General features: G+C 74.3%; 9 protein-coding genes and 1 pseudogene. 1 reads left to right on the forward strand and 9 read right to left on the reverse strand.

Annotated features, from left to right (window positions below; translation table 11 throughout):
* Positions 1-23: 23 nt before the first annotated feature.
* The 9 genes and pseudogenes from ACH4FX_RS34740 to ACH4FX_RS34780 all read right to left on the reverse strand — a co-directional run bounded on the left by ACH4FX_RS34740 (position 24) and on the right by ACH4FX_RS34780 (position 12089).
* Positions 24-524 (reverse strand): hypothetical protein, encoded by a 501-nt coding sequence (locus tag ACH4FX_RS34740; protein WP_398485442.1) that lies wholly within the window; start codon positions 522-524, stop codon positions 24-26.
* Positions 525-639: 115 nt separating this feature from the next.
* Positions 640-1596 carry a hypothetical protein gene (locus ACH4FX_RS34745; RefSeq protein ID WP_398485443.1) on the reverse strand — a complete coding sequence of 319 codons (957 nt, stop codon included), beginning with the start codon at positions 1594-1596 and terminating at the stop codon, positions 640-642.
* A gap of 6 nt (positions 1597-1602) precedes the next feature.
* On the reverse strand, positions 1603-2112 hold the full coding sequence (locus ACH4FX_RS34750) for a hypothetical protein (protein WP_398485444.1): 510 nt from the start codon (positions 2110-2112) through the stop codon (positions 1603-1605).
* Between the two features lie 286 nt (positions 2113-2398).
* Positions 2399-3418 (reverse strand): annotated as a pseudogene (locus tag ACH4FX_RS34755) (RNA polymerase sigma factor); the annotation flags it as partial.
* A gap of 155 nt (positions 3419-3573) precedes the next feature.
* On the reverse strand, positions 3574-5916 hold the full coding sequence (locus ACH4FX_RS34760; protein WP_398485445.1) for a penicillin acylase family protein: 2343 nt from the start codon (positions 5914-5916) through the stop codon (positions 3574-3576).
* 48 nt (positions 5917-5964) lie between these two features.
* Positions 5965-6789, reverse strand: a complete 825-nt coding sequence (locus ACH4FX_RS34765; RefSeq protein WP_398485446.1) for an SDR family NAD(P)-dependent oxidoreductase — start codon at positions 6787-6789, stop codon at positions 5965-5967.
* A 104-nt stretch (positions 6790-6893) separates the two neighbouring features.
* A complete protein-coding gene (locus tag ACH4FX_RS34770; protein WP_398485447.1) occupies positions 6894-8348 on the reverse strand; it encodes an aldehyde dehydrogenase family protein in 1455 nt (484 codons plus the stop codon).
* The gene (locus ACH4FX_RS34775) at positions 8345-9631 is read right to left on the reverse strand and encodes a M20 family metallopeptidase (protein ID WP_398485448.1); all 1287 of its coding nucleotides are present in this window, start codon (positions 9629-9631) and stop codon (positions 8345-8347) included. The genes ACH4FX_RS34770 and ACH4FX_RS34775 overlap by 4 nt, the downstream gene beginning before the upstream one ends.
* Positions 9632-9848: 217 nt before the next feature.
* Positions 9849-12089, reverse strand: a complete 2241-nt coding sequence (locus tag ACH4FX_RS34780; protein WP_398485449.1) for an ArnT family glycosyltransferase — start codon at positions 12087-12089, stop codon at positions 9849-9851.
* Positions 12090-13176: 1087 nt separating this feature from the next.
* Here ACH4FX_RS34780 and ACH4FX_RS34785 point away from each other — a divergent pair.
* The gene (locus ACH4FX_RS34785; protein WP_398485450.1) at positions 13177-13665 is read left to right on the forward strand and encodes a glutathione peroxidase; all 489 of its coding nucleotides are present in this window, start codon (positions 13177-13179) and stop codon (positions 13663-13665) included.
* Positions 13666-13699 lie beyond the last annotated feature (34 nt).

The raw sequence follows: 13699 nt of genomic DNA on the forward strand, positions 1-13699 counted from the left end.
GGCCTCGCTGCGGGGCTATCCGGCTAGCGGCCCGCCACGGCGGGTGCGCCGACGACGACCTGGGTGGTGTGCCGGACGGTGGGCGTGCCGGGGCCGGTCACGGTGACGGTCATGGCTCCGGCCGGCCCCGGGACGGCCCCGGGCCGCGGTGCCAGGGCGAACGGAGTGAACGCCGCGCTCCGGTCCACGTCCACCGTGCAGGTCATGACCCGCCCCGTCATGCCGCACCTGTGCCCCTTGTCCACCCGGACGAGGTGCACCTCGTCCTTGAGGGCGGTCAGATCGATGCTCACCTGGACGTCGGTGACGACGGGGTGCGGCTCCCGGGCCGTCAAGCCGATCCGGTACTCCCCCGGGGCGTCGTCCCGGACCGGTGAGCCGGCCCGGGGGATCTCGTACGTGTCCCGCATGCCGGTGAGCGTCAGCGCCGGCCCCGTGACCGTGGCGGCCACCGGTGTCCCGCCGCCGGCCGTCACCGTCACGGCCAGCGTCACCAGCACCACGGCCGCCGTGGCCCCTGCCACGCGCTGCGACCGTGTCCCCGTTGTCGATCCGTTCATACGAGGCCAGACCGGCGCGGGTAACGGATGGTTGCACGCGAAACGAAAAATCGGGCGTCCCGGCGGCGGGCCCACGGCCTCACTGCCCTTCGGTCCCGTCCCGGGGCTGGGTGCCCGGCATGATCTGGATCAGGATCGAGTCGTCGTCCTCGACGACGAAGGTGGGGTCGACCCGGGCCCGCCAGCCGACCGGCAGGACGTAGTAGCGGCGCTCGCGTTCCAGGATCAGGCGCAGCCCGTGGTAGCGGTAGCGGTAGTGCATGCCCGGCAGGGTCTCGGACACCAGCCCGGGGCCGGTGAGGCTGAGGCGTTCGGTGCTCAGGACCACGACGGCGGGACGGCGCACCAGGTGGGCGGCGACCGCGCGGGCGTCCTGCCGGCCGAGTTGGCCGGCGATCAGGGCGATGACCCACACCAGGAACAGTCCGGCCGCGGCGACCGGGAGGCCCCGGCGCCACAGGCCGCGTGCCGGGCGGGCGGGGTTCGCCGCGGCGCTCTGGCCCAGGACGAGGCCGGCGGCCACCAGCAGGGGCGCGGCCCAGCCGTACGGCTGGATGCGCTGCCACAGCAGCATCAGGCCGACGCCGGCCGCCACGAGCAGCGCGTGGTGCCGGGCGACGGCCCGGCCCGCCCGGCGCACCGCGAGCGTGACGCGGCTCGGTACGCGGAGCGAGACGAGGAGGTCCGGCAGCCGCGGCCCCAGGGCCAGGAGGGCCAGGCAGACGAGGACCGGCAGGGTCACCAGCCGCAGGCTCCAGATGATCATCTGCGGGAAGCCGAAGCCGAGGACCGACGCGCGGACGTTGAAGTAGGCGAAGTAGGCGCTGCTGTGCATGACGCCCGCGTAGAACATCAGGCCGCCGACGAGCGACCCTGCGCCCAGGACGAGGTTGGCGAACTCGAACCGCTGGCCGGGCGGCGGCGTGCCCGCGTCGGAGGTGCGCGGCGGCGGAGCGGTCCGGCGCAGCTGCCGGCGGCGCCGGGCACGGGCGCGGGCGGCGGCCGGATCGCCCGGTTCGGCCGGCGGCGCGCCCATCGCGGGTCAGCGGGTGCCGGAGGCGGCCGGGGTGAGACCGGGGGCGGCGTCCGAGCGACCGGACCGCTGCGACGGCCCGGACTGCCCGGCCCCCTCGGGCTCGTCCGGCGACGGGCTGGGCGAGCTCTCCGGCGTCGGCGTGGTGGAGGCCGAGGTCGGGCACGCGGTCATTTCGCCCGAGGGTCCGGTGCAGCTGGGCACGAGGGTGGGGAAATCGTCGCTGGGTGTGCTGCCGACGCCGGTCGTCTCCGGGTCGCCGGTGTCCACCGGCGGCTCCGGCACCTGCCCGACCGGGTCACCGCCCTGGCTGTACGAGGCGGAGCCGCCGCGGTCCCCCTGCGAGGCTGCGTCGGCGGCCGGTGACGGCTCGGCCGAGGCCGTACCCGCCGGTGTCGCCCCGGACGGTACGTCGCCGGGCCCCGGACCGCCGGGCCGTCCGCACGCCGTGGTGCCGACGAGAAGCAACAGGACCACCGTCGCGGTGGCCCGGCCGGCCTTCGCTGCTGCGGACCTCATCTCGGACCCCCGTCCCCCGCGAGCCGCTGCTGCGAGGCTAGCAGCGGCCCGGCAGCCGGTCACCGGGTCGCGACAGGCCATGGCCAAAGGAGACCGAGGTCAGGGCGGGGGCAGAAGGTCTAGTAGGCCGTGTCTTTTGGATCAGCCTGGAGCAGCCCGCGGCGCCTGGTGCGGTGCATCGCAAAGCGGAGCATTGCCCTCGGACCGGGTGTCCGTGGGTGATGCGACAACGCCGCGAGGTGCCGTGCCAGGCGCCGCGGGCCCAGGACGATCCGAAAGACACGGCCTAGTCGAGGTAGTCGCGCAGCAGCTGCGAGCGGGACGGGTGGCGCAGCTTCGACATGGTCTTGTTCTCGATCTGGCGGATCCGCTCCCGCGTGACGCCGTAGACCTTGCCGATCTCGTCGAGCGTCTTGGGCTGCCCGTCCTTGAGGCCGTAGCGCATGGACACCACACCGGCCTCCCGGTCGGCGAGGGTCTCCAGGATGGAGCGCAGCTGCTGCTGGAGGAACGAGAAGCCGACCGCGTCGGCGGGGACGACGGCCTCGGTGTCCTCGATCAGGTCGCCGAACTCGCTGTCGCCCTCGTCGCCCAGCGGGGTGTGCAGGGATATCGGCTCACGGCCGTATTTCTGTACCTCGATGACCTTTTCCGGGGTCATGTCGAGTTCCTTGGCCAGTTCTTCCGGAGTGGGTTCGCGGCCGGTGTCCTGGAGCAGCTGGCGCTGAATCCGGGCCACCTTGTTGATGATCTCGACCATGTGGACGGGAATGCGGATGGTCCGCGCCTGGTCGGCCATCGCGCGGGTGATGGCCTGGCGAATCCACCAGGTGGCGTACGTCGAGAATTTGAATCCCTTGACGTAGTCGAACTTCTCGACGGCGCGGATGAGGCCGAGGTTGCCCTCCTGGATCAGGTCCAGGAAGAGCATGCCGCGTCCGGTGTAGCGCTTGGCGAGCGAGACGACGAGCCGCAGGTTGGCCTCGACGAGGTGCTCCTTGGCCCGGGCGCCGTCCGCGACCAGGATCTCCAGCTCCCGCCGGAGCTTCCCGGTGGGCTCGCCGGTGTCCAGCTTCTCCTGGGCGAACAGCCCGGCCTCGACGCGCTTGGCCAGCTCCACCTCCTGCTCGGCGTTGAGCAGCGGGACCTTGCCGATCAGCTTGAGGTAGTCCTTGACCGGGTCGGCGGAGGCCCCGGCGCCGGCGACCTGCTGCGCCGGCGCGTCCCCCTCGTCACCGTGGGACAGGGTGAATCCGCCGGCCGCCTCGATCGCCGTACCGTCGGCGGGTACGTCTTCCGGGGCCGGGGATCCGGTTATTTCCTGCGGTCGCGTGATGGACGAGGTGAGTGACACGAGGAACCTCTCGATACACATAGGCGAGGTGCATGGCGAGCACCTCCTTATTCATCGCGCGCTTACCCGTGGTTTGTTACAGCGCAATTCCCGTGATCTGAATCACGTTATTCGGGTGCAGGGCCGGCGGGCGGGCGCAGCGTGATCACGTGGGTGGTGACCCGCTCGACCGCCGCGCGGCTGTACGGCAGCGGAAAGGCCCGGTCGGCGGCCCAGTCCGCGAACAGGTCGCGGTAGTGCGGGCTGCCGGGGTCGCCGGACTGGCCGGGCGCGTTCATGGCCACCGAGGCATCCCAGTCGCCGACGTCGATCACCAGCCGGAAGGTCGCCCCGCCGGTCTGCCGGAAGTCCGCGCCGTAGGAGGTGGCGTTGACCGTGTCGCCGCTGCCGCCGCGCGGGGCGGGCCCGACCCGGGTCCACCGCGGGGCCCGCTCGCCCAGCCACGCGGCGAGCGGATGCCGGGGTTCCGCCCGGTGCAGCGCTCCCCAGGTCCAGCGGTCGCGGTCCGGGCCGAGCAGCCGGCCGAGTTCGGCGAGCGCGCCGGGGAGGGTGCCGAGGACGGCCTCGCGCAGGGCGCGGTCCGGGGCCGGGCCGAGCCGTTCGCCCGGGGTGAGCAGCAGGTCGAGGTCCACCCGCGGGTCGGTGGTGGCCGCTTCGTCGGCGGGCAGGACGCGGGTCAGCGCCGCGGCCCGCCGCTCCGGGGGCAGCAGGCGGGTCAGGGCCCGTTCCAGTACGGCCGGCCGCAGGTGCCGCCGGTACCAGACCTCGAAGAGCGCGGCGGGTACGGAGTCGGGCGTCAGCCGTGCGTCCCAGGTGCGGAGCCGGTCCAGCGCCCACGCCACGGCCGGGTCGTCGCTGGTGGCCCCGCTCAGCAGCGGCAGGATGCGGCGGGCGGCCGGGCTGGTGCAGTCGGTTTGCAGACGGACGCAGTCCGCGACGGTCCAGCCGGTGCGGGCGTCCAGTTCGGCGGCGATGCGGTCGTGGCGGGTGGGCGCGTACCAGTCGTAGGTGACGGTCCGCTCGGCGTTCGGGTAGCCGGGCGGGAGGTTCATCTGGTTGGCCGTGGCGAACCAGCCCTGGGCGGGGTCGCGTACGGACGGCAGTGTCCCGGCGGGGTGGCTGCCCGCCCACTCGTAACGGCCGTCACCGGGCACGGGCAGGGTGCCGTCCCAGTTCGGCCGTGCGGGGACGCGGCCGGCGGGCTGCCAGCCGATGGTCCCGTCGGGGGCGGCGTACACCTGGTTCTCGCCGGGCGCGCCCCAGCGGCGCAGCGCGGCGACGAAGGCGTCCGGGCCGTCCGCCGTCATGTACCCCGTGCTGCCGAGGTACGGGGCCATCCCCGGGCCGAGCCAGGCGGCCCGTACCGCGAACGCGGTGCCGCGCTCCGGATCCCGGTGGATCACCGGGCCGTGCCGGGTGAACCACAGCTCGACGGCGGCCGGCTGCCCGGCGCCGCGCACCGGGACCGTCTCGGTCACCCGGGTCATCGGCTCCCAGCGGCCGTCGTACCGGTACTGGTGGGGCGCTTCGGGGTGGGTGCGGTAGACGTACAGGTCCTCCTGGTCGATGGGGAAGATGGTCAGTCCGAAGGCGATCCGGCCGTTGTGGCCGATGGAGATGCCGGGCAGCGCGGGCTCCCCGGCGCCGATGACGTCGATGCCGGGGGCCGAGAGGTGCGCGAGGTAGCGCAGCGCGGGCAGGGTGACGGCACGGTGCGGGTCGTTGGCGAGCAGTGGCCGGCCGGTGGCGGTGCGGAACGGGGCGATCACCCAGTTGTTGCTGCCGTCCGGGCCCTGGCGCGGCCCGCCGTCCTCCCACGGCGGGGTGGTGGCCAGCCGGTAGACCCGCAGCACGTCGTCGGGAATGACGGACAGATCCAGGCCCTCCGGCACGCGCAGGGTGTGCGCGGGCTCCCGGGCCCGGCGCAGGTCCTCGACAGCCGGACCGTGGTCGCGCAGGGTCAGCGCGCGGGCGACCTCCTGCTCCAGGTTGTAGTACAGGCCGTGGCTGCGGATGCGGGCCACGTCGGCGGGGTCCCAGTAGGCGGGCTGGTGGCCGAGCAGCCCGAACTCGGGCGGCAGGTGCGCCGGGTCGGTCCGGCAAAGCGCTACGTACGCGTTGATGCCGCGCACGAAAGCGCTGGTGATGCGCTCCGTGTCCGGTCCGTAGGCGGCCCATTCGGCAGCCATGTCACCGCGGTAGAGGAAGAGCCGGGCCGCCCGGTCGTGTTCCAGGCAGCTCTCGCCGAACACCTCGGAGAGCAGGCCGAGGCCGCGCCGCCGCCACAGGTCGATCTGGAAGAGGCGGTCCCGGGCGGCGTTGAAGCCCTGGGCGAGGAACAGGTCGTCCTGGGAGGCGGCGTACAGGTGCGGGACGCCCCAGCGGTCGACGCGGATCTCGACGGGCGCGGCCAGACCGGGGACGTCGTAGGCCGTGGTGTGCGGTGACATGTGACTCCGTGGTCCGTGGGGTGCGGTACGCCGGTTCGCCGGCCGGTCTCAGAGCGGCGGCTCGAACCGGCCGTCGACCGCCGTCCAGCCGCCGTCGACCGCCAGCACGCTCCCGGTGACGAACGTGGACGCGTCCGAGACGAGGTAGGCGACGGCGCCCGCGATCTCGTCGGCGCGGGCCCACCGCCGCAGCGCGGACGCCTGGGCGTATGCGTCGTACCACTGCGGGTCGGCGGCGATCTGGTCGGTGAGCGGGGTACGGACCACGCCGGGCGCCACCGCGTTGAACCGGACGCCGCGCGGCCCCCACTCCGCCGCGGCCGTCCGCAGGAACTGCACCAGCCCGGCCTTCGAGGCGGCGTACACGCTCTGCCCCGGCTCGACCTGGAAGGCGCGCATCGAGGCCAGGCCGACCACGCTGCCCCGGCCGCGCTCGGCCATGGCCGGGGCGACGGCCCGGACGAGGGTGAAGACGGCCCGCAGGTTGAGCGCCACGACCCGGTCGAAGTCGGCGGCGGTGTAGTCGGTGATCCGCTTGCGCACGTTGACGCCGACGGTGACGACCAGGCCGTCCAGGGCCCCCCACCGGTCCACCGCGGCCCGTACCGCGTCCTCGTCCAGGACGTCGAGGGGGCAGGCCGTCGCGGTGCCGGTGCGGCTGCCGGGGGCCGGCGGCTCGGCCGCAGCGGCCTCCGCCGCCGCGGCGGCACCGGCCGCGTCCAGATCGGCGACGATCACCTCGGCGCCGTGCGCGGCCAGGGCGCGCACGGCCTCCCGGCCGATGCCCCCGGCACCGCCCACGACCGCGACGCGCCGCCCGTCCAGGCGGAACAGCTTCGCGTACTCGACCGTCCGGCCGGCCGCGTCCTCCATGGTCCACCCCTTCACTCGGTATGCCTCATGGCCCGGCTCCCCTGGACCCGCCGACCGCTTCCCGTCGCCCTCGCTTCCCCGCTCCCCCGCTCCCCCGCTCCCCGTCACGGGCGGATCACGGCCATCCGCGTGACCGTCAGTTCCTCGATCGCGAAGCGCGGTCCCTCCCGGCCGATCCCCGAGTCCTTGACGCCGCCGTACGGGGCCACGTCACTCCGGTAGCCGGGAACCTCGTTGATCACCACGCCGCCGACGTCGAGCGCGTCCAGCGCCCGGAACGCGGCGTCCAGGCCGCGGGTGAACACGGCCGCGTGCAGCCCGTACCGCCCGGCGTTCACCAGGTCGTACGCCGCCTCCAGATCCGGCACCGTACGCAGCGCGACGACCGGCCCGAAGATCTCCTCGTCCCACGCGGGCTGACCGTCCGGCACGTCCGCCAGCAGGGTCGGCGTCAGGCAGCGGCCGGTGCGGGTGCCGCCCGCCACCAGCCGGGCGCCCGCCGCGCGGGCCCGGTCGATCCAGGACAGCACCCGTTCGGTGGCAGCCTCGTCGATCAGGGCGGCGACCCGGGTCTCCTCCGCGCGCGGATCGCCGACGACGATGCCGGGCAGCCGCTCGGCGATCCGGCGCTCCAGTTCCGCGGCGATCTCCGCGACGGCGATCACGCGCTGTACGGCGATGCACGCCTGGCCGGAGGCGTAGTAGCCGCCGCGGGCCACCGCGTCGGCGGCGGCGTCGAGGTCGGCGTCCGCGGCGACCACGAGCGCCGCGTTGGAGCCGAGTTCCAGCACCACCTTGCGGGGCGCGGCGTCCCGGGCGATGCGGTGGCCGACGGCCGCAGAGCCGGTGAAGGAGACCGCCGCGACCTCGGGGTGCGTGGTCAGGGTGCGGCCCACCGCCGCGTCGCCGGTGACCAGCTGGACGGCCCCGGCGGGCGCGCAGGCCGCGGCGAGCCGTTCCCGTACGAGGTGGACCAGCCACCGGGTGGCCAGCGGTGTGGCCGGGGCCGGCTTGACGATCACCGGGCAGCCGGCCGCGAGCGCCGGGGCGATCTTGTGGGAGGCCAGCATCATCGGATAGTTGAAGCCCGCGATGGCGGCCACCACGCCGATCGGGCGCCGGGTCCAGAAGCCGACCATGCCGTCGCCGGAGGGCAGCAGGTCCAGGGGCACCGTCTCGCCGTGGATGTGCAGCACTGCATCGGCGGCGGCCTGCCAAGTGGCCACCGCCCGCCGTACCTCGGTACGGCAGTCGGTACGCGGCTTGCCGGTCTCCCGTACGAGCAGGTCCTCCATCGGGCCGGCGATCCCCTCCAGGTCCGCCGCCACGCCGCCGAGCACCTGGCGCCGTACGCGCGAGGCCAGTTCCGCGACGCGGGGGCGGACGGCCGCCGCGTGTTCGACGGCCCGGCGGGCGAGGGCCGCGTCGCCGAGCGGTGCCGTGGCGAACTCGGTGCCGTCGTACGGGAAGACCACCGGGGCGGTCCGGGCGGTGGGCACCCAGCCGTCGCCCACCGGGAGGCCCGGGGGCACCGTGTCGCGGCCGTCCGGAAGGGTCATGCGGCGTCACCGCCTACGGGGTGGGTCCCGCCCCCGGTGAGGAAGTGGCGCGCCGCCGCGGCGTAGACCCGGGCGTACTCGCCGATCTCGCGCACCTCGACGTACTCGTCCTTCTGGTGGGCGATCCATTTGCCGCCCGGCCCGTAGACGACGGTCGCCAGGCCCGCGTCGCGGGTCAGGATCGTCCCGTCGGTCGTACCGGGGACCGCGCCGAAGGGCGGGGCGCTGCCGTGCACCTGCCGGTGACCGGCCACCAGCGCCCTGACGACCGGGTGGTCGGCGGCCGTCTCGATGGCCGGCCGGTCGTCGACGACGGTCAGCCCGACGGTGACGCCCGCGCCCGCCGCGGCGGCCTCGGCCGCCTGCCGGATGTGCTCGGTCAGCTCGGCGTGGTCGGTGCCGGGGACCGTCCGGACGTCGATGCCGAGCAGGCCGTGGGCGGGGATGACGTTGAGCTGGTCGGGGTCGCCGGCGTGCAGCACGGTCGGGGTGACGGTCACCGTTCCGGCGTGCGGGTGGGTCCCGTACCGCCGTACGGCCCACTCCTCGGCCCCGGCGAGGGCGGCGATGATCCGCGCGGCGGCGACGAGCGGGTTACGGCCCTCCTGGGGCATCGCGCCGTGCGCCATCACCCCGTGCAGCGAGAGCCGGAGGCGGATGCCGCCGCGGGCCGAGGTGCACACCTCGTGGCCCTCCGGCTCGCAGACGATGACGCCGTCCACCCCGGCGGCCGTCGGGGAGGCGGCGAACGCCTTGGCGCCGAGCATCAGTCCCTCCTCGTCGCACAGCACGCCGACGACGATCCGGCCGGGGAAGGGGCCGGCCTGCTGGACCGCCCGCGCCCCGTAGATCATGGCCGCCACCCCGGACTTCATGTCGGCGGCGCCCCGGCCCCACAGTCTGCCGTCGCGGATGTGGGCACCGTACGGATCGACGGACCAGGTGTCCGGGTCGCCCTCGGTGACGACGTCGGTGTGCCCCTCGAACATCAGGGTGCGGCCGGGTCCGCCGCCGCCCTCGACGACCGCGACGACGTTGGGGCGCCCGGGAGCCACCTCGGTCACCTCGTGCGGCCAGCCGAAGGCGGTGAAGAGCCGGGAGACCAGCTCGGCGGCGGACTGTTCGACGGCGGTGGCGCCGGTGGCGTTGACGGTCCGCAGCCGGACGAGGTCCTGCGTGAGGGCCACGGCGGCCGCCGCGTCGACTTCCGGCACTTCCGGCGGGCCGGTACGGGCGGCGCCGGTGTCCGGCTCCGGCGACACGGCACTCGGGCTGCTGTGCACGGCACCCTCCAACGCCCCCGCACACGAGGCCGGGAGATCGGTCCGACCAGACGGTCCCCCCGTACTGTGCTGGCATGCTCGCGCACGGGTCAAGAGGGGCACGACGGGGCAAGCGGGACGGAATTCCGGCAGCGCTTCACGGAGCGACCGGGCTCCGAGGCCCGGGGTGGTGCGGGCGTCGGCCTCTGCCGCCGCGCCCGCACCTGGTGACGGGTGGTCAGCCCGGCACGTCTTCAGGAGCACAGCGGTAGAGGCTCTGCCCCGCACCGGCCCCGGGGTGCTGTCCGGTCCCGGCCTGCTGCCGGGCCCCGCTCCCCTTCCCCGATCCGGCCTCCGCCTTCCCGCCGTACGCCGCCGGATCGACCTTCTCGCACGCCGAGCGCACCCACCGGTTGATCCGTGCCGTCTCCGACCCGCCCGTGTCGCTCCGGTTGCCGACGAGCGCGAAGCGCAGCTTCCCGGACGCGACCAGCCGCTGGTACGCGTCGAGGGTGACCGGCTCGGTCCCCGCCGCGAACCCGCCGAGCGGCAGGACGGCGGCCCCGCCGAGGCGGATGTACGGCTCGGCGGAGAGCAGCGCGGCGGAGAAGGTGTACTCGGCGCTCCCCTTGCGCCGTTCCACGTAGTCGAGGATCTTGCGCTGGGCGTCCGTCAGCTGGGCGGGGGTGCCGAGGGTGACGTCCTGCGGGCCCGCGGAGGCCGAGTGGGCCGAGCCGGTGTACCGCGGGTCCAGTACGGACAGCGACCAGGTGGCGGGGGCCGCCGCCATCGTGACGCAGCCCGCGATCAGCCCGGCGGCCCCGACGCGGCGCAACCGGGCCCGGGGCCGGGCACCTGGCGGGGCGTCACCTGCCTCCGGCCCGTCCTTCTCCATGCGCCGTGCGCGGAAGCCGCCGTACGCCAGCAGTCCGAGCGTGGCGAGTGCGGACACGACGATCAAGGGGATCAGCCACGGCACCCAGTCGGCGTGCCCGGAGACGAGGTGGACGGCCCAGGCCGCCTGGGCGGCGACGGTGAGGGGCAGCGCCCACGGCCGGAGCCGCCCGGCCCCGGTTCCGGTCCCCTTGCGGTAGGCGCGCCACAACGTGACGACCCCGGCGGCGGACAGTGCGGCCAGGCCGGGCGCCAGGGCGGCCATGTACGTGGCGTGCGGGACGTTGATGGCGCTCATGACCGCCGCCGCCGTCAGCAGCCAGCCGCCCCACAGGAGGTAGCCGCCGCGTACCGGGTCCGTACGGGGCTGTTTGCGGCGGGTGACGAAGCCGAGGACGAGCGCGCACAGCGCGAGCGGGAAGAGCCAGCCGATCTGCTGCGCGAGCGGCGCGCGGAAGAGCTTGAGCCAGCCGCTGGTGGGGGCGCCCACCGCGAGCTGCGACCCGTCACCGGCCGGTGCCTGCCGGATGCCCTGCGCCTGCCCGGAGCCGGACGCGGCGCTCCCGGACCTGTCCTGGCCGGATGCGCTCGCCGGGGGGCGTGCGGCGGTGCCCGTACCGGCGCGGGCGCCGGACTGCGCACCGCCTTGGGCGCCGGCGCCTCCTCCCGTCCCGGACTTCGCGGTGGACGCGCCCGCCTGCACACTGTTGGCGGCGTCCATGTTCCAGCCGGAGTCGAGCCGGTCGAAGCCGTTGTAGCCGAACACCATCGACAGGGCGCTGTTGTCGCGCGACCCGTCCACATACGGCCGCGAGTCCCGCGGTACGACGGTCATCAGCAGGACCCAGGAGAACGAGACGGCGCACAGCACGGCACCCGCGGTCAGCAGGTGGCCCAGCCGTTTGCGCAGTGCCGCCGGCGAGACCGCGAAGTAGGCGACGGCCAGCGCCGGCACGATGATCCACGCCTGCATCATCGCCGCCTGGAAGGCCAGCCCCACCCAGACCGCCGCCAGCAGCAGCGGCCGCAGCCGGCCGCTGGACATCGCCCGCGCGCACTGGTCGGCGGCCAGCACCAGGCACATGGTCAGCGGCGCCTCCAGCAGCGCGTGCCCGAACATCGACGCCACCACCGGGGTGAGCGTCAGCACGCCGGCCGCGAGCAGTCCGGCCGCCGGGCCGCGCCAGCACCGTACGGTCCGGTGGATGACCAGGACGGAGACGACGCCCTCGACGCACTGCGGGAGCGTCAGCGCCCAGTTGCTGAAGCCGAAGATCCGCGCGGACAGCGCCTGCGGCCACAGGAATCCGCCGATCTTGTCCAGCGTGACCGTGGAACCGGGGTCGAAGGCGGTGAACAGGAACGCCTTCCAGCTCTCCGACATGCTGCGGACGGCGGCGGCGTAGTAGCCGGCGTAGTCGCTGCCGGTGATGTTCCAGGCGTACAGCAGGGCCGCGAGGGCGGCGATGCCCAGGAGTGCGGGCCGGTCCCAGCGCGGCCGGTCCGCGGGCGGGTGCCAGAACTGCCAGCGGGGGCGCTGTGGTCGGAGCGCGCAGGGCCGGTCCACGAACGTTGTGGCGGACATGGGGTCACTCCCGTGAACGGTGGGTGGTCGGGGCACCGCAGGGCGACGGCGGGTGCCCGGCGCGGGCGCGACCGGGCGGGTGCCGCCGTGGGCGGCACCTTCGGTCCGGCAGCCGCGCGCCGGAGCCGGTATTCGGGGGATCAGTGCCTCACCGGTGACGACGGCAACGGAACAGCGGGACTTCCCGCCGGGAAACGGGTGCGGACGTACGCGATCCCGATGTCACCGCGAGCACGTCACTCCACCGTGTCACGCGAACATGAGAGAAACATGAGCCCAGGAAGCGGAATGTCGAATCCTGCTGCGTCCAGCACCTTTTTGGACAATTCCTCAGGTGGCAATCGGGTGCGTGACGGGGCGGGAATTCCCGCCTTGCCGAAACGCTTCCTCCCGCCTGCCGGAGCGTGTGGCCACCCGCCCCGGCCTGCGCTTCCGTTCACCGGCCGGCTTCGGGCCGACCCGACTCCCCTGCCCGGCCCGCCCACCACCTGCCGGTATCCGGTAGCCGTTCGACGGGCCCGTCCGCGAAAGGCCGGACAAAGGATGGCCGATATCGTCTCCTCACAGCGGGGGAATAACACTCGCACAGGAATTTCACAGCCGAGTTAATCCGCACGTCGTACGCGGCCGGCCGGACCGGCCGAAGGGAAGGCCGTCCGCGACCGTACCGCCGGCCGTCGGACGGAATACCGGGGGCACGCCGCGCGGGTGCGGGAACGTATCTTCTGCTCGTCATCAGCGCGGGGGCTTCTCGGGACGGACGGGCGGCGGACCGCAACCCGGGCGGGCGCCCGCGGGTTGGATCCGGTCATGGACGCTGCTGCACAGAGCCACGGACATCCGCGACCTCCTGCGCACGGTACGCACCGGACGTACCGGCCCGGCCCGGCGCACCCCCGCGGGCGGGCGCCGGACGGCAGCACCCCGATCTACGACCAGCTGCTCAGGGAATGGGGCACCGGCGCGCTCCGGCCCGCCCCCGCCTGGCCGTCGGAGGAGTGGCGGACCGGGAAGAACACGCACGCGGACGATGTTGTGCCCGGTGAAGTCCGTCCGCGACCGCGGTCCCGTAACGAGGAGCCCGAACGTGAGCCTGTACGACATCCCCCTGCGCACCCTGAACGGTGAGCCCGCCTCGCTGGCCGACCACCGGGGCAAGGCCCTCCTGGTCGTCAACGTGGCGTCCAAGTGCGGTCTGACGCCGCAGTACACCGGCCTGGAGCGGCTCCAGCAGCGGTACGCCGACCGCGGCTTCAGCGTCCTGGGCTTCCCCAGCAACCAGTTCGCGGGCCAGGAACCGGGCAGCGCCGAGGAGATCGCCACGTTCTGCTCGGCCACGTACGGGGTCAGCTTCCCCCTGTTCGAGAAGACGGACGTCAACGGCCCGGACCGGCATCCCCTGTACGCGGAGCTCACCCGCACCGCCGACGGCGCGGGCGAGGCCGGGGACGTGCAGTGGAACTTCGAGAAGTTCCTCATCGATCCCGAAGGCGCGGTCGTGGGACGCTTCCGGCCCCGGACCGAGCCCGAGGCGGCGGAGCTGACGGAGGCGATCGAGGCGGCGCTGCCCGCCTGACGGAGGTGACCGGGGCGGCGCCGGGCGTCTGACG

Origin of the sequence: Streptomyces sp. NPDC018019 (assembly GCF_044327805.1) — a bacterium.
In the GTDB taxonomy this organism is placed as follows: Bacteria; Actinomycetota; Actinomycetes; order Streptomycetales; family Streptomycetaceae; genus Streptomyces.